Here is a 17682-nt window from a genome sequence, read left to right as displayed (position 1 = left end):
GTCATGTGATTACTTCTTTTTTTATTTCATAGGACCAACTTCTACAAAATCCTAATTTTCTCTCACAGCAGGCGCCCTATAAAAGAGCGCCTGTACATATCCTTTGATCTGGAAAAATTTTACAGAAACAGATTTTTCACATCATTGAATAAAATCAAGATCATCAATCCAAAAAGTAGCACAAATCCTGCAAAATGGACCATTCCCTCTTTCTCCGGCGCAATCCGCTTGCCACGGATCACTTCCAGGATCAAAAATACCAGTCTCCCACCGTCTAACGCCGGAATTGGAAGCAGATTCATCACCCCTAAGTTTGCCGATAACAAGATCCCGATGTTCATCAGATTCAGGAATACAATTGCCATTCCCGCCGGTTTCGCAGCCTCATAAGTATCATCTACAAGGTTTACAATTCCTACCGGGCCGGCCATCTGGTCAAGACCGACTTTTCCGGTGACAAGCATCTTCAAGCCATCCAATGTCGTACAGATCCAATATTTCACTTCATAGACTCCATACTGAAGCGCCTTCAGTCCATCCGCCTTCTCATTTTGTGCCTTTCCGGTCAGGCCAAGCAGATACATCCCCGTTTCTTCATCCATCCGCGGCTTGATATCTACCTGATGTTCTTTTCCATCCCGCTCATAAGTGACCGTGACTGTCTCCCCCTGATGCATTTGATTATATACCTGTACCTCTCTCCAGAGATTGATATCCTTGTGATTCATCTTCACAATGACATCGCCCTTCTGCAATCCGGCTTCCTCTGCCGCTGACCCCGGAATTACATCGTCTGCAACGGCCGGATCATAACCAACCCAGGCAACAAGGATCACCGCAAAGATGAGCGCGAGAATAAAATTAAACACCGGTCCTGCCGCTATGACAGAAATCCTTGCCCAAACCGATTTGCTGTTAAAGCTTCCTGCCGACTGATCGTCAATCTCATCTTCGCCCATCATACAGGATCCTCCAAACGGCAAAAGTTTCCACGAGTATCTCGTGCCTCCCCGCTCAAAGCTTAGGATCCTCGGTCCCATTCCAAGAGAAAATTCTGATACATCGATCCCATTTTTCTTTGCTAGTAAGAAATGTCCAAGTTCATGGACAATTACAATGAAACTAAAAAGTAACAAGGCAAGAAGAATGCCCATCTGTTACCACCTGCTTTCTATATAGTCATATGTTTCTGCCTCTGTCTGCAGTATTTCATCCACAGAAGGATTGGCGATATTTTTGTGTGCCTCCATGCATGCCTGGATCATCTCCGGTATCTCCAAAAATCTGATCTCCCGGTTCAAGAACTTACTCACTGCCTTTTCATTTGCAGCATTGAACACCGTCGGAAGGCTTCCGCCTGCCTTTCCTGCCTCGTATGCCAGCCGCAGCCCATAGAAGGTCTCCAAATCCGGCTCCTCAAAGGTCAGCTGTGCAAGCCCTCTGAAATCCAGCCGGTCTCCCGGCAGATATCTGCGCTCCGGGTAGTAGAGTGCATACTGAATCGGCAACTTCATATCCGGTGTGCCAAGCTGGGCGATTACCGCGCCATCTACATATTCTACCATGGAGTGAATGATACTCTGCGGCTGCACAACAACCTCAATCTGATCTACATCCACTCCAAAGAGCCATTTTGCCTCAATCACTTCCAGCCCTTTGTTGACCATCGTAGAAGAATCGATCGTAATTTTCCTTCCCATCTCCCAGTTCGGATGCTTCAAGGCATCCTCCACCTGCACGTTCTGAAGGTCTTCCCATCTTCTTCCGCGGAATGGTCCCCCGGAAGCTGTGAGCAAGATCTTGTGGAGCGCCCGCTCCTGCCCGCCCTGCAAAGACTGAAAAATGGCGCTGTGTTCACTGTCCACCGGAAGGATCGATACTCCGTGTTCTTTTGCCAGCGGCATGATAATATGCCCCGCAGTCACAAGTGTCTCCTTATTGGCAAGCGCAATATGTTTTCCGGCCGTAATTGCCGCAATCGTCGGCCGAATCCCGATCATTCCTACAATTGCAGTCACTAAGATCTCCACTTCCGGAAGTGTGGATACTTCAATCAGCCCTTCCATCCCAGATACAATCTTCACATCAAGATCTCTGACCTTATCTGCCAGTTCCTTTGCGCGCTCTTCATTCCAGACTGCCACAACTTTCGGTGCAAATTCCCGAATCTGCGCTTCCAGTCGTTCTATATTATTCCCCGCAGCCAGTCCTGATACTTCGATATCTTTATTTTCTCTCACAACCTCCAACGTCTGTGTGCCGATGGAGCCTGTCGAACCTAAAATTGCTATCTTTTTCATCTTATTCACCTACTTCATTATCGTCACAGCGAGATAATAGATCACCGGCGCTGTAAAAATCACACTGTCAAACCGATCCAGCACACCGCCGTGCCCCGGAATCAGCTTGCCATAGTCCTTGATGTCATGGTTTCGTTTGATTGCAGATGCCGCAAGATCTCCCACCTGTGAGATCATACCGCCCACTGCACAAATAAATGCATACGCCAATGCACTTGCCTGCACATCCGGCGCGAAATAATTGATTGCCGCAGCATAGAGCGCTCCAAGAAGTGCAGCGCCTACAATCCCACCGATACCACCTTCCACAGATTTCTTCGGACTTAACTTCGGAGCCATCTTATGTTTACCGATCAGCATTCCGACACAGTACGCACACGTATCACATCCCCAGGAACAGATAAACACAAGTCCTACGAGAAATGCCCCGTGTGCAAGCAGTCTTGTCTGATAGATGTAAGAAAGCATCACTGCCACATAAAACATTCCGAAATAAGTCAGCATCACCTGCTCTGAGCGATATTTCGGAAAAGAAAACACATAAACCGCCATCAACACGATCAAAAAGAGTATTCCGATGCAGGTAATCTCATTGATCTGGCCCGCTGCAAATGCTCCCGGCGCTTTTCCCGCCGCTACTCTGTGCAGCAAAATATAGTAAGCTGCTGCTGCCACATAGCCTGTCACACCAAGCAGTTTTTTATGCACATCTGCAATTTTATAAAGTTCACTCATTCCGATCAGACTGAGAACGAGAAGAATTCCAAACAGAATATCTCCTCCGCTGACGATTGCAAACAGCGCCACGATCACAAGCAGAATCCCGCTGATCAATCTTGTCTTAAACATTTGTATCTTCCTCCCCTGTCTTTCCAAAACGTCTGTCACGGCGATTATATTGTTCAATCGCCTTTCGCAATTCTTCCTTCGTAAAGTCCGGCCATAACACATCTGTAAAATAAAATTCTGTGTAGGCAAGCTGCCAGAGCAGATAGTTGGAGAGCCGCAATTCTCCGCTTGTACGGATCAAAAGATCCGGATCCGGAATCCCATGTGTGTCCAGATAAGACTCCAACACCTCTTCTGTGATCTTCTCCGCCTCTATCTTTCCCTCTTTGCAGTCCTTGGCAAGAGTTCTCACTGCACGGACGATCTCATCCCTGCTTCCATAATTGATCGCAATCTGGAAGTTCAGGCCATCGTTATTCTTCGAAGCCTCCTCAAGTTCTAAGATTCTTGTGCGGATATCCTCATCAAGTCCTGTCAAATCTCCGATCACGCGCACTTTCATCCGGTTCTTCTCGGCAGTCTTTAAACAAGTCTTCATATAATTTCTGAGAAGCTTCATCAGCGCATCGACTTCCCCTTTTGGCCGGTTCCAGTTCTCTGTAGAAAACGCATAGACCGTCAGATACTTGACACCCATCTTATATGCTTCCTCACAGATCCGCTCTACATTTTTGCTTCCCTGGGCATGCCCGTAATTTCTCGGCATTCCTTTCTTCTTCGCCCAACGCCCATTCCCATCCAGGATGATCGCAATATGCTGTGGTACGTTCATCTAATCAAATTCTCCTCTCTAATAGGATAAGCAAGGTCAGACGTCACTTCATCCCCCTTGCTTATCCTCCTTTTTTCTTCTGTTGTCTCAGATCAGAAATAAAACACTGTGTGCCTCACACAGAATTTCTTCTTAGACAGTCATCACTTCTTTTGATTTTGCCTCAACAGCTTTTTCAATCTGTGCGATGTACTTATCTGTCAGTTTCTGTAATTCATCTTCCAGATCCTTGATCTCATCTTCAGAAACCTCTGTTCCTTTTAATTTCTTAAACGTATCATTTCCATCACGTCTGATGTTACGAACTGCAACCTTTCCTGCTTCTCCTTTTTTCTTAACATCTTTCACAAGTTCTTTTCTTCGCTCTTCTGTCAGCTCCGGAAATACAAGGCGGATGACTGTACCATCATTGGTCGGATTGATTCCGATATCAGAAGTCAGGATTGCCTTCTCGATCTCTTTTACCATTGATTTTTCCCATGGCTGGATCTGGATCATGCGCGCTTCCGGCACAGATACATTCGCCACTTGCTGGATCGGAGTTGGTGATCCATAGTAGTCTACTGTCAGCTTATCCAGTACATGTGGGTTTGCACGTCCTGCACGGATCGTTGCCAGTTCACTTGTCAGGCTGTTGTAAGATTTCTCCATTTTTTCATTAAATACATTCAGTCTTTCATTCATTGCTATATTCCTCCGCTTCTTTTTATGATACAGTTACTTTCGTTCCTGTAAATGTTCCTGTCATCGTCTCTACGATACTATTCTCCTCGCTCAAACCAAACACGAGCATAGGCATCTGATTCTCCATACATAAGATAGATGCTGCCAGATCGATCACGGCCAGTCTCTTCTCGATCACTTCACTGATCGAAATCTCATCGTACTTCACAGCCTCCGGATTTACCTTCGGATCACTGTCATATACGCCATCGATCGTCTTCGCAACGAGCATTGCCTCTGCCTCGATCTCAATCGCACGCAGAACCGCACCTGTATCCGTAGAAAAATACGGATGTCCGGTACCTCCGGCAAAGAAAACCACCTTTCCTTCTTCAAGCGCTTTCACAGCTGCATCCTTGGAGAACAGAGTCGTGAATGCTCCACATACAAATGGAGTAAATACTTCTGTCTTCATTCCCACATGGCGGAAAATCTCAGATACATAAGTACAGTTCATGATTGTCGCCAGCATCCCGATCTGATCCGCTTTCGTGCGGTCAATCGTCTCGCTCGTTCTTCCTCTCCAGAAGTTGCCTCCTCCGGTCACGATCGCAACCTGGATTCCTGCATCTACAAGCTGTTTTACCTGCTCTGCGACTCCGATACAGGTCGCCTCATCAAAACCTGTCTTTTTATCTCCTGCCAGCGCTTCTCCGCTGAGCTTCAGTAATACTCTCTTCATCTGTCTCGCTCCTTATTCTCTTTTGTCATTGATATATAGACATACCAGGACTCTTACGTTACCAGTATATCATAATTTTATCAAAAATGGAATCTCTTCCCGACGGGATTTCTCATTTTATCGATATTCTTCCAGTACGTTTCGGATTTCCTCATCCAGTTCTTTGATTCTTGCATCTTTCTGTTGGCAAAAAATCTCATACTCCAATTTCAATGCTTCTGCTTCCGCCTGGCACTGCACGCGATACTGGTAGTACTGATAATAGGTCATCACCTGCAAGGCTCCTGCCATCTCCTTTTCTTTGATCTCTGACAGAAGCTTTCGAAACGTCTCGGGTGTAATGGCTTCCCCGTCACCTTCTATCTGAGAAGTCACTTCCGGAAACAAAAATGCCACCGACTTCTTTTTGCTTATCGCATTCGTGAGGGCAGACTCCATCGTCATTGCATGCTTTGACACTACCACTGTCTTCACCGGAAGTGCTCCATCTTCCAGATTCCCAATATAGCCTCCGGACTGCTGCGGAACCGCCCATACCGAAAATCCTCGCCCCTTCAGGTCTTCCTCCTTGCTGTCGGAACTTTGCCCCTCAGAGAAAAAATATCCCCCCGGTGTCCCGATTCCCGCACCATTCCATGCTGCAATCTGGGCATCCAATTGTTGTACCCACTGCTCCTCATCTTCTCCTCCCGGAGACTCGGTCTGGAACACATATTCCCATCCGCTTCCAAGCATGCCATGAAATGCTTCCATACTCATCAGTTCCGGCGAACTTCCCGGTACTAACCCATTCTGCAGCGGAAACGTTCCTCGATATCCATATTCTGTCATGATCTGGAGTGTATCCTGTGTAAGCGTTTGATTTGCATTTGCAAAGCCAAGCAGAACACAAGTCCCTCCATTTCTCGTGTTCTCCAACCGCTGCAGCCATTCCTTATCCTGCTTCTCTAATACACGCTTCTCCTCCTCAAACGGCTTAATCCGTGCGGTAATTTCTGCATTGCTCGAAACCCACTGCTGCTCCTTTTTCTTCTCTGCCCACAGCGCCGCAGCAATGCCAATGATCCCGATGACGGTGACTACTACCGCCACAATCCTCAGCAATGCCATCCTTTGTTTTCCTGCTTTCATATTCCTTCTGCACTCTCTTTCTCTGTTTTCACTCGTATAAAACATTATACGATAAGAAAAGAAGAAAATCAATCGAAGAAAATTTTGTGAGGCGTTCTGCCTGCTGCTCACAGAAAGAGACGGCAACAGACAAAAGTCTGCCGCCGTCTCACTTTCCTTCTTATGTCATCTCTTCCTGACTAAGATTATTCTCCCCAGCCAGTTCCTCCAACATCAAGCATATTATCATTCTGCGACGGACTCTCAACTCCACTCATCGTAATGATGCTCTCTCCGTCAAACTCGATAATTTCTAATGCTGGTGCTTCATACTGTCTTTTCATTCTGCTTCATCCTTTCTACTGATTGTATCTCTTCCTACTCTGGAAGTATCTCTTTTTCTCCAAAAAGCTCCTCCTGCAGCGCTTCCTCTTCCGGCAATACCGGCTGCTCTTCCGGAAGTACAACTTCCGGCAGCTCCAATGTATGCTCTTCTCCTGGCTGCGCTTCCGCCTGATTTTCTGATGGTTCCAAATGCTCTGGTTCCTCTATAGTAATCGGCAAATTGTCATAGGTCAAGAGCCATTTTAATGTCGGATACCCTTTTGTGGATACCGAACCGAAATCCCACGCGTCTGGATCAGCTCCCTCTTCGTTGCCATTGAAAGTCAAGACATCACGATAGAACGAGACGTCGTATTTCTGATGTTCCTCAGCAGCCAGCAAGGTTCCTTTTGCAATCGTCGCCTCCGAAACATTACTTGTTCCTGTCGCGCTGGAAAGCTCGTAACATTTTGTAAGATTTGTCGCTTCTATTGTCTCAATCTGATATTTTCCTAAAAACTTATAATTGGCTCCTGCATTTCCGATGGCAATACATCTGTCTACCTGCCAATTCTTCCCGCTGTTACTAAAGGTATCTATACTTCCTAAAAATCCACTCTTATCGCTCCATGTCGCCGGTTGGTTGGATCTCGCCTCCATGTTACTGATGACATTTCTTATCTTGGCTGCTTTAAGCTCTCCCACAGCGCCGCCTTGCTGGTTATTATCCATAACAATTTCCCCCTGCACGTAGGAATCTTCAAATATCGAACTTTGCCCTGTCAGCTGCCCGATGGCTCCTCCGATCAGATTGAATTTCGAAAGTTCTGCCGGAGCAATCTCCCGGTTAATGTCAACTCCCTCTAACCAAATTTTTCCGACATAAGATTCATGCACAAGCCCGCTAAGTGACGCAGTATTCGTTCCTCCATTCAGTTTTACATGATTCATATAGATCGTCTCCAGATGACCATACTCCACCGAACGTGCAAGTCCATTAGCTTCTACTTTCTTTATATTCCCCCACTCCGTCTTCTCGCCTGCAGTTACAAAGACATTTTGTATGCGGAGATTTTTCACAGTCGCCTTGGCATTGACTGACCTTCCTCGAATGAGGTCAAACAAAGAGGCTCGCAAGCCGTGGATGACCTGATTGTTTCCATCCAGTTCTCCTGAGAATGCTTTCATGATGTAGGAAGTCTGATTTTCTGGCAATCTCACTTGCTCCATGGAAATATTGTTCATCAAAATATATTTTCCACCTGGATTCTCTGAAATCTTCATCAAGTCTTCCGGTGTACGAATCTGAATATATTCCGCAGATGGATGTTCGGTGCGCAGTGGATGTTCGGTCACTGCCGATCCTTCCGGCAATGGCGGAAGCGGTTCTTCTCCTGCGATCCATACAAGGGAAGGATATCCATGTTCTGCCACGGAAGAAAAGTTCCATTTAGTGCTGTCAAATTTCAAAGTATCCCGATAAAAATCTGGATTTTTATACTCGGTAGTTTCTGTCAAGTATCCCGAAACTGCGGCGCTCCTTCCGCTCACCGCTGCCTCATAGCAATTCTTCAGCCCGAATTCGATCGCGGTGTTCGAATTTCCTTTTGTTGCAAATCGGTAGGCCTCCCCGACACTTCCCTGTGCCCGGTTTTCTCCTGCTTCCCCGATTGCAATGTTATTTTCCATCCACGTTGCCATACTTCCGTCAAAACCGACCATTCCTATGAAGCCGGCTCCATCGGTCTGTGGTGACGTGGATTTTGTCCGCATATTTGAAACGACCTGTTTGACAGTGTTCTCCGTTCCGTAGTTGTTGTAGCCAAACACACCTCCCTGCGTGTTGGAGCGAACAGTGATTTCTCCTCCCGCATAGCTGTCGTTGACATGAACTCCTCCATTCAACTGAGCAATCAGGCCTCCGACCATCAAATCTGTCTTTCCAGCAAAAGCCGGTCCATAAGGGTTGATGTTCAATCCTTCTGCCCACACTTCACTGATTGTCGTGTTTTGTGCCGTTCCTGCAAGTGCACCTGTATTGTCTCCTCCTGCAAGAAGGATATTCTTTAACTGCAATCTAGAAACCTTCGCATTTTGTAAAGACTTCGCAAGCGCATTCGCCCCTTGGTCACTCTTCCACCGTTCTACTGTTACGTCTGTCACCTTTAAGTTCTTCACAGTTCCCGACAATCGGTCAAATAGCGGTGCCCCGGAAATTTCACGGATCGTCAGTCCATTTCCATCCAGCTCTCCACTGAAGTTTCCAAGGAAAGAGCCATCCACAGCCTTTTTCCCAAAAAGGGAAATCGATTGCATCAGAATATATTTTCCGGAACTGTTTTTCGCCGCCAGCAGTTCTTCGGCCGTATGGATCGGCTCATATCCAGACGGAACCGTCGTCTGTAATGGGGTTTCTTCTGCCGGTGTTCCTTCTGTCCCCGGAGGTCTGATTCCCTCTGCATCCATCTCATGGAGTCTCGGCCAACCCGTCTTTGCTGCATCAGCCCAGTTCCAGATGTTCGGATCCAGTTTCAAATCAGACTGATAGAATGCTTCACTTTGCAGACTATCCTGCGTCACTCCCTGCGGATCTGTACCTACAATCTGGTATCCCGGTGTGTCCGTATTGACAAAACAGTTTTTAAATGCCTTCAATTCATTAATATCATCCGGATTGTTCATATACATCAATTTGTAACGAGTGCTTCCCGGATCTTGTGGGTACACACCGCCAGCCACCACACATTCTGAAATTGCACTTTCTCCTGTCACGCTTCCGACAAATGCCGCTGTATTTTGCGGAGCCGCCTGATATGGCATGTGCAATTCTGCATCTGCAAATACTTTTTGAATCGTCACCGCATCTGCGCTTCCGACAAGTCCACCTACCTCATTTGCGGATGTATGTATCTTTGTCTCTGCTACAAGCAGATTGGACATTCTGGATGCAGCTGCTTGGGCTGTGATCACCCCTGCATAAGTCGCGTTTGCCGTCAGATCCACACCTTGTACACTGATTCGATCAAAGGTGGAACCCTGATCTTTTCCAACCAGTCCTGTGTAACTCTGACCGTTTAAAGTAATTCCGTTGAAATGTACATTTGTTACCGTGGCATTCTTCGTCTCCGCCGCCAGCACATTTGCGCCGGCATCTTCGCTTTTCACAAAAATATTTCTGAAACGAAGGTTCTCTACGGTTCCTGACAGTACCGCAAACAGCGGACCTCTGATTCCACTCACGCCATGTGCTTGCCCGTCCAGACTTCCTGTAAAGGTTTCTGTCACATAAGCAGTTTCTACCTCTGCAAAGTCTAGGTCAGCTGTCAACACAAATTTTCCTTCCGGCACTCGGTTCATCTTCTGGAGATCTGCCACTGTATGGATCTCCGACCGCATCGGATTGATCTCGACCGCAAACTCTCTCAACGAAGCAAATCCTCTTTCAGCTGCCTGCGCCGCATCCCACACAGAGGCATCCAGTCCCAGTGTTTCTGTATAAAATTCCGCTGTCCACACTTCTTTGCCTATCGGTCTTATAAAATCACCTTCGCCAGACTGACTGATTCCATTTCCGGCTGCAAATTCATATGCATTGCTATACTGTGCAGTATTTCCACCAAGCTTCTGCATATGGTCTGCCACATCTCCTACCGAACAAATATTGCGGTAGGTATTTTCGCCGACACCGTTTCCTACCATCCCGGCTCCGTCTGCCCCTGTCACATCCACATTGAGATAAATATTTTCAAAAACAGCTCCTTCTGTCGTCACCGCAACTCCGGCTGCCGTAGAAGCCGCCTGAACTGCACCTTCTACAAAAAGATTTTTCATCGTTGTATTGCGTACAGTTCCCGCAACTGCCGCAGCCTTTCCTGCTGCACTGTTCACTCGCATTCCGTGAAGCAGCACTTGTTCTACAACAGCATCTTCCATTGTATTTGCCAAAATTCCGCTCACCGTCTCCGGAGTGTCTGACAGCTCCACAGTACTTCCCTCTATTGCCAGGTTCCGGACACTTCCCTTCAGTTGATCAAACAGCGGCTTTTGCAATCCGGTGATTTTATAGTGCTGTCCATCCAGCACACCTGTAAATTCCGGTATGACACCGCGTTCGCCTTCTGCCCCCGTCAGATCGATATCTGCTTTCAGATGATATTCCTGTCCAGGGAATGCTTTCATCTTCAGAAAGTCCTTCGGTGTATGGATCTCTATAATTTCTTTTTTCTCCATGCCTCTTAATTCCGGATATCCCTTCATAGCTACTAAGCTGAGATTCCAGATTTCTTCCGAAAGGTGCATAGAAGCCCGATAAAATTCTTCCTCTTTTGTGCGTTCTTCCGAAATTGCAGAAAGGATTCCTATCGTTTCTGTCGTGTGAGAGATTCCCCCGGCAGTTTCAAGCACAAACGCATTCTTCACCATCGACTCTAACACTTCCGGTGTTCCCAGGAAGTTATAAAGAGGCGTCTCTGTTCGATTGTCTACCTTTCCTGCCGCAAATACATTTTCCACATTGCTTTTTCCTCCGAGATTTCCAATGAATCCCGCACTATTCGTCCGATTCTTCTCATCTGTATAGTTCTCTGCCACCATATCTGCACCACTGTACACCTGACGGATATTTAAGCTTTTCCCAGCTCCGATAAATCCTCCACAATCCGTTCCGCTCAGTGTCACCTTACTGTCGATCACTGCAATTTCACTGATCTCTGAACCAGAAGCGCGCCCTGCAAAGACCGCATTGTAATTTCCGGTTCCTTGGATCTGCGCATTTCGAATCTGGATTTGTGAAAAGTCAGAACCAGTATAATCGTATCCTACGACAGCAGCATTGTAGCTTTTTCCACTGATCTTGATATCTTCCAGACTCAGCCGTGCAAACGTCGAATGGTTCGATTCTTTTGCCACTGCGGCATTTTTGCTTTCGCTGTTTGCAATGTTTACAGAAGTAAGCTTCAGATTACGAACCGTCGCATTTTGTACTTTTTCAAAAAGCGGTACTTGAAGACCTGTGATCGCATACTCTCCTCCGTCCAGCTCTCCTGTGAATGTACCTTGGATCACAGCAACATCTGTCACCGAAGAAGCATCGATCTCATTTTTCAGCACATATTTCGTATAGCGATTTTCTCCCAGAGTCCGGAGCTCTTCTAATGTTCTAATCTCCTGTACGGTCTCTTCTTGTTCTTCTTTTACAACAATCGTAAACTGCTTCTGTTGTGCAACCCAGTCTTTCTTTGTCCCTGCTGTGTCATGGATCTCTATGTCTGCAATGTACGAGTTGGCTGTTCTGCGCAAAAGTGGCACTGCTGCATCTGTGATCTTATGTCCATTGCCATCCAGTTTCCCAATGAAAGTCGTGTCCACATACACCTCTCCACTTGCCTGGATGCCTTTCATGGAAATATCTTTTTCCAACACATAAAATCCATTTGGATTCTCTCTAAGCTTCTGGACAAGTTCTTCTGCTGTAGAAATGGATACGGCATTTCTCGTCTCTGTCCCACCGTAAACCGGAGTCCGGAACTCATCCGTAATCCTCTGGAGATAACGGAAGACATTCTCTCTGGATTCCTTGATATGATTCAGTGTATTGTTTCCGTTGGAAGCTCCACTTCCGATCTCATTTCCATAATTGATCATATTTTGCTTTAGATATTGAATCAAAGCTTCTTCATCAAAGTACGCATTCCCCTGCTCTTTCTGCTGGTGGATCTTTGTCTCGATTTCTGTGTTTTTATTTTTTCGATAGGACTCAAACGTAAAGTCTGCATTTCCTGTTTTCTGCCGGAAATATTGCAGATCCCCCGTTCTTGTTCTTCCACTCAGGTACTCTACCAGACCGTTGCTGTATCCATACAAGCCAGCCAGCTCATACCCATTTCGACGAAATGTCTGTGCATTCGGTGTACCATTATCTACATACGGGACATACCAGCTCGCATAACATGCTCTGTCAATCTGATATGCACCTAAATTGTTGACTCCTACCTCATTGAAACTTCTCAGATCCAACCGATGTCCCGGCCGGATTGTCAGTTGATTGTCCCACAGATCATCCAATGTCTTCAGATTCATATTTTCTAATTCTCCGGCGCCAATCGTCCGCCAGGTACTGTTTGCACTGTTCCACTTCTGATGATTGTTGGTTGTTCCGTATCGGTGCTGCAGTGTAATCCTTGCCTGCTGCTCCGGAGTCAGTTGTAAATACGCCTTCCCCTGCAAATAATCCAACGTATAGATGACATCGAACACTTCCTTATAATAACTCTGAAACTCCTCCGGAGAATTGATCCGATCTGGTGTCAGATTTGTCATCATCGATCCGTCTCTCGCATAGGTTTTCATAAAGTTCATATTATAGTCTACGTTGGCCTGATTGGCAAATCCATTGGAATAGTCCTCGCCATTTCGTCCCGGTCGTTTTCCTTTGTTCTCCATCCAGATCCACATATCTGTCACATGTCCCATCTCGTGGTTTAAGACAGTCAGATCTCCGATGAAATTGGAACCATTATAATAGATGTAATCCAGATTTGGATTTCCGAAAATCACCGCTACCGCACCACTGCTATGCTGCCAAAGTGTCTGCAGCGGCCTATAAAATTCCTTGAACACATCCTGATTATGATTCTTATTGGCAGAAGAATCCACGATCAAAAACTTACTATTGTTAATAGAATTTGCCCCATTTTCCGCAACGTCAACAAAATTATCATAACTTGTCTTGAAGTGATTCACCTGCGTAATCACCTGTTGCTTTTTCTGCTGTCTCCATGCTTCCGTATCCTGATATCCACTGTAAATTTCCAGATTTCCATAAATCAGCGCGGATGGGAACGATGCCAGATACAAGTTTTTGGAAGTTTTATATGACAATACCGGAAGGATCAGCTCATGATTCCGCTGCACCGTATTGTTTTTCAAAATCTTCCATAATCTAGACTGAATCTTTGGATTATTCGCCCGCGCCTCTACAATGAACCCACTCTGGAAATTATCGATGATCCAATCATTGACGTCCGCATAACCAGCATACTCTTTCATAAAGTATTCCACGAACGATGCCACGTTAGAAATCCCTGTATAAGCTGAGAGGCGGTTAATATAGAACGATGGCGTATTATTTCCCTGACGCCCGCCATTGCTGCTGAGTTTCACAATCTCTGTAGGAAGATTTCTCACTTTTTTCCCTGTCTTTAAGATAGAATTGTCAAACAGGACGACATCCCTGAGATTGATACCTCCGATCTCAAAGTCATACCAGCGATCCAAATAGTTATACGCATAGAGGAAATCTTTCAGATACTCGCTGGTAAGGAAGTGATCGGTCACGATCTTCTTTGCTATCTCATTTTCCAGATTTATCGGATACTGTGCATTTGTGGCCGACATCGAAACGAGAACCTGCTCCATCTCCGTTTTGACAACTTCATTATAATTTCTCCGATATACATCCAAAACAGAACCACTGTCCTTTTGTGCCACTCTTGTCTCAATATCCCGGTCAAATTCATATGTCTTTGCTGTTTCCAGCAACTTCTGGAACTGCGCTGATGTTGTATTCACTACATAATTTTTAAAGTTAAAGTGTACCGGAATCTGTGACACCTTATAAGAAGCAATGTTCGCCCGCGTATCTATATAAGACATATTGTAGATCAGCGGTGTCGTTTCGTCCGCAAATTGAATTCTCAGTTTCTTTACCTGATTCACGGTCTTATCTGACAGCGCTACAATCCTTCTTCCTTGTTCATCCATCGGATAGACTGCCAGCACTCTCTTCTGATTTAAAATGTGTGACACATCTACGTGATTTCCATCCAGAACAATCTGTTCTCTCTGGTAGAACGGCATAAATAACTGTAAATTTTCATACAGTAATTTCCGGTCTTCCCGATAGCCTGTAATTCCTTCCAGTGATCTTGACAAAGCAGCCTCTTCCTGACTTCGCACTGCGATCGCTTCCTGGATCATCTCCGGCGCTTCTACCGAAACTGGATTTTCTTCCGTCCCGTACACATCTCCTTCTGCCTGCAGACGCGGTCTCTTTCCTCCGACAACATCATCCAAATACCAGATGTCTTCCTGCCATTCCAGTGTCTGCAAATAGAATTCCTTGCTTTGGATCTGTACCTCAGATGCCTGTTCGATTTTTCCAGGCAATACCGAAGATACCGGATCTCCCTCACGATATTCGTAGTTTCCTACATAGTTCTCTCCTTCGGCAATCCCCTGCTGATTTCCTACAAATGCATAGGAAGCCGGTCCAAAAGAGATATTGTGTTCGATCTTTGTCGGAGTCTGGTCTCCCGTACCACTTTCCCCGATAAAGGTTCCGACAACACCTGCCGCAGCCGGAGTCTCATTCTTTTCCTCCGCCTTTTTCCACGAAAGTTGTCCAAAGTTTTTACTCAGCTGTGACCGCTTCACGATTGCCGCAAATCCGCCCTGCGGACCCTCTGCCGTCTGGAAACTGTCTAGATCCACAGCTCTCTTTGCATAAGAGTTTGAAATGACAGAGCCTTCCAAAATCTCCGCTGCAAATCCGCCTGCATTCCCTCCAGTCACCTCCGCATTAACGGAACAAGCTTCTGCCGTCGTCTGCTTCATCACTGCAATCATACCACCTACCGTAGTTCTTCCTGTGATGCTCATATCTCTTACATAGACATGTCTAAGTGTCGTTCCGCTCTCCGAAACTTTAGCCAGTGCAGCAACCTGATCGGTATCTTTCTTCCCGATCGATCCCTGCGTCAACTTCAGCTCCTCTACCGAAGCTCCTGCCAATGTCTCAAACAACGGAAGCTTCATTCCGATGATCTGATGTCCATTTCCTCGCAACAGGCCTCGGAAGCTACCCAAAATGATCGCATTGCCTTCTGCGATCTCTGATACATCAAGGTCGGTTGTCAGAACATAGGCGCCGCCCAGGTCATCCTTGATCTTCCGAAGGTCATCCACCGATGAAATTTCTTTCATCTGCAGCATCGTTGTCATATTGGAATCCCCATTCTGCAATACCGGTGTCTTCCCTTCCTGCAGCGGTGCAAAATTCCATACGTCTTCCGGCCATGCCATTGCCGTGTAAAATTCTTTTCCGGAAAGGGTATCGACGGAACTCTCTGTAATCTTCGTCAATGCTGTTGCCCCGGTTCGGCTGCTTTCCCTTTTTAATCGGCTCTCTTTCATAGAATATAATCCAGAAACACCTTCTGCATTATACTTTGTGTCTTCGGATGCTCCGTCAAATTTATAGCCCTGGGTTCCGCTGCTGTAAGAAACATTGTTTTTCAATATACCCGTTCCATCTGCATTTCCAATGTATCCAATAAATCCACCAGACTCTTTCTGATTGGATTTTGCCACTTCCATACTTACATTTGTATAACAGTTTGTGACCGAAGTGCTGCAGTTCGAATTATGCCATCCAATCAATCCTCCGATGGCACCGTTTGTCTGGTTTCCACGAATTGTTCCAACTGCATAGGAATTTTCTATAATATTGCTGCCATTCCCATTGTTGACGCTTCTCAGATTTGACATCTGTCCGATCAATCCACCTGTCGTATTAAACGTACCGGTAATCTCCAAGTTGGCGGAACATCTTCTGACCGCTGCATAATCCATACGACCGATCAGACCTCCAAGCAGCTGTCTGCTGTTCGGTGTTTTCAGACTTCCGCTTACATGGACATCTTCCACACTTGCGTTTGCCATCGCTTTGTTCGCCAGCGTTCCGCCGCCGGCATCTCCATAGGATCCCTGCTTTGTAATGGATACATTTTCCAGCTTCACGTTCTTTACCGTACCACCCGAAATCGTTCCAAACAAAGTTGTCGTCAGCCCTTTGATCTTATATCCTTTTCCATCAAAAGTCCCGCGAAATTCCGGGATCAGCACGTCTTCTCCCTGCACCATGCCGGCATCGATATCATGCTCCAGTGTATAAGTCCCATCCGGATCTGCCTTGATTCGATCTACCAGTGCCTGCATCGTAATGTATTTCGTGGATGCCTGTCCTTCCGATAAAGTTCCAAACTCCACAACAACCTCTGCCTGCGGCTGCCCTTGCTGCGGCATCACATAGTTGTCCAATTTCAACCCGAAGCTGACTTTGCCATCCTCCGAGACAATCAACTTTGTAATCTCAGAAAATACTTCTGGCTGATCTTCCATCCCAATCTTTACAATATATTGCTCTGGTTTAAACTCCTCCACACGGAAGTGTGAGACCTCTTCTACTTCCCCCACTTCTTCTCCGATTCCAGTCTTGTGATACAGCGTAACACCAGAAACGGTTCCCAGTTCAAATGGAATTTTCTTTTCTTCTTCCTGCGGTTGTTCCGGCTGGTCTACCGGATTCAAAATGTTTTCCCGCAGCCACTCCTTATTTTCCTCTGTCTCTGTCGTTCCGTCCACTGCCGCCTGTGCAATCTGATAGACTTGGCGGTTGACTGTATCGTCACTGTATACAATCTCTGTCTTTTTCTCCGAAGATCCTTCTTCATTGGAAATCGTTCTTGTAATCTTTGCATAGACTCTGGCAGCATAATCATTTTTATATCGCTCTTTCGAAAGATTTGCCAGAACCGCTGTAAAATAGATTCTGTCGTCATCTTCTGAAAATTTTTTAACTGCCGTTACTTTAGCCGGCTTGTACACTGCACCATTGTAAAGATATTTGCGGTCCAGTTCCAGTTCCTGCTCCCCTAGATATGTTTTAGGAAGCAGAACCATTCCATATTCTACAACTGCACCGCTGCTCTCCAATTCTTGCAGATAAGATTTCTTGATACACCCGATCATTCTTAATCCCATCGGAGTAATCGTCCGGATTTGTCCACCCAGCATCTGCATATCTACATCCCGCAGCTCAGGTCCGGATGCTTTGACCGGAACTATCCATTGTCCCCAGAACAAAAGCAGCAAAAAAATCCAGATGCCCAAACTCTTTTTCCTCTGTTTCATACTCTAATCCT

9 protein-coding genes are annotated in these 17682 nt (G+C 46.1%); all 9 read right to left on the bottom strand.

Going from position 1 to position 17682, the window contains the following annotated elements; genetic code table 11:
* Positions 1-119 precede the first annotated feature (119 nt).
* Positions 120-1154: an RIP metalloprotease RseP gene (rseP, locus tag ACGG81_RS06645; RefSeq protein WP_016438994.1), complete on the bottom strand. Its 1035-nt coding sequence runs from the start codon at positions 1152-1154 to the stop codon at positions 120-122.
* Positions 1155-1157: 3 nt separating this feature from the next.
* Positions 1158-2300 carry a 1-deoxy-D-xylulose-5-phosphate reductoisomerase gene (locus tag ACGG81_RS06640; protein ID WP_009261737.1) on the bottom strand — a complete coding sequence of 381 codons (1143 nt, stop codon included), beginning with the start codon at positions 2298-2300 and terminating at the stop codon, positions 1158-1160.
* 9 nt (positions 2301-2309) lie between these two features.
* On the bottom strand, positions 2310-3149 hold the full coding sequence (locus ACGG81_RS06635) for a phosphatidate cytidylyltransferase (protein WP_009261736.1): 840 nt from the start codon (positions 3147-3149) through the stop codon (positions 2310-2312).
* Entirely contained in the window at positions 3142-3861 is a 720-nt protein-coding gene (locus tag ACGG81_RS06630) for an isoprenyl transferase (protein ID WP_008975836.1), read from the bottom strand. The genes ACGG81_RS06635 and ACGG81_RS06630 overlap by 8 nt, the downstream gene beginning before the upstream one ends.
* Positions 3862-3993: 132 nt before the next feature.
* The gene (frr, locus tag ACGG81_RS06625) at positions 3994-4545 is read right to left on the bottom strand and encodes a ribosome recycling factor (RefSeq protein ID WP_009261735.1); all 552 of its coding nucleotides are present in this window, start codon (positions 4543-4545) and stop codon (positions 3994-3996) included.
* A 22-nt stretch (positions 4546-4567) separates the two neighbouring features.
* Positions 4568-5266: a UMP kinase gene (gene pyrH / locus ACGG81_RS06620; protein ID WP_008975838.1), complete on the bottom strand. Its 699-nt coding sequence runs from the start codon at positions 5264-5266 to the stop codon at positions 4568-4570.
* Positions 5267-5383: 117 nt separating this feature from the next.
* Complete coding sequence (locus ACGG81_RS06615; RefSeq protein ID WP_390110271.1) at positions 5384-6376, bottom strand: hypothetical protein; 993 nt, start codon at positions 6374-6376, stop codon at positions 5384-5386.
* Positions 6377-6582: 206 nt separating this feature from the next.
* The gene (locus ACGG81_RS06610) at positions 6583-6720 is read right to left on the bottom strand and encodes a hypothetical protein (RefSeq protein ID WP_165851938.1); all 138 of its coding nucleotides are present in this window, start codon (positions 6718-6720) and stop codon (positions 6583-6585) included.
* Positions 6721-6754: 34 nt separating this feature from the next.
* Complete coding sequence (locus ACGG81_RS06605; RefSeq protein WP_390110268.1) at positions 6755-17671, bottom strand: ZmpA/ZmpB/ZmpC family metallo-endopeptidase-related protein; 10917 nt, start codon at positions 17669-17671, stop codon at positions 6755-6757.
* Between the last annotated feature and the right edge of the window lie 11 nt (positions 17672-17682).

This window comes from Faecalimonas umbilicata (genome assembly GCF_042846195.1).
GTDB lineage: Bacteria > Bacillota > Clostridia > Lachnospirales > Lachnospiraceae > Faecalimonas > Faecalimonas umbilicata.
The sequence above is the reverse complement of the archived record's forward strand: the minus strand, read 5'-3'. Positions and strand labels throughout refer to the sequence as shown.

Excerpts from the sequence above, each read along its gene's own strand:
- pyrH (WP_008975838.1), bottom strand. The coding sequence starts at position 5,266 with ATGAAGAGAGTATTACTGAAGCTCAGCGGAGAAGCGCTGGCAGGAGAT.
- ACGG81_RS06615 (WP_390110271.1), bottom strand. The coding sequence starts at position 6,376 with ATGGCATTGCTGAGGATTGTGGCGGTAGTAGTCACCGTCATCGGGATC.
- ACGG81_RS06635 (WP_009261736.1), bottom strand. The coding sequence starts at position 3,149 with ATGTTTAAGACAAGATTGATCAGCGGGATTCTGCTTGTGATCGTGGCG.
- ACGG81_RS06605 (WP_390110268.1), bottom strand. The coding sequence starts at position 17,671 with ATGAAACAGAGGAAAAAGAGTTTGGGCATCTGGATTTTTTTGCTGCTT.
- rseP (WP_016438994.1), bottom strand. The coding sequence starts at position 1,154 with ATGGGCATTCTTCTTGCCTTGTTACTTTTTAGTTTCATTGTAATTGTC.
- ACGG81_RS06610 (WP_165851938.1), bottom strand. The coding sequence starts at position 6,720 with ATGAAAAGACAGTATGAAGCACCAGCATTAGAAATTATCGAGTTTGAC.
- frr (WP_009261735.1), bottom strand. The coding sequence starts at position 4,545 with ATGAATGAAAGACTGAATGTATTTAATGAAAAAATGGAGAAATCTTAC.
- ACGG81_RS06640 (WP_009261737.1), bottom strand. The coding sequence starts at position 2,300 with ATGAAAAAGATAGCAATTTTAGGTTCGACAGGCTCCATCGGCACACAG.
- ACGG81_RS06630 (WP_008975836.1), bottom strand. The coding sequence starts at position 3,861 with ATGAACGTACCACAGCATATTGCGATCATCCTGGATGGGAATGGGCGT.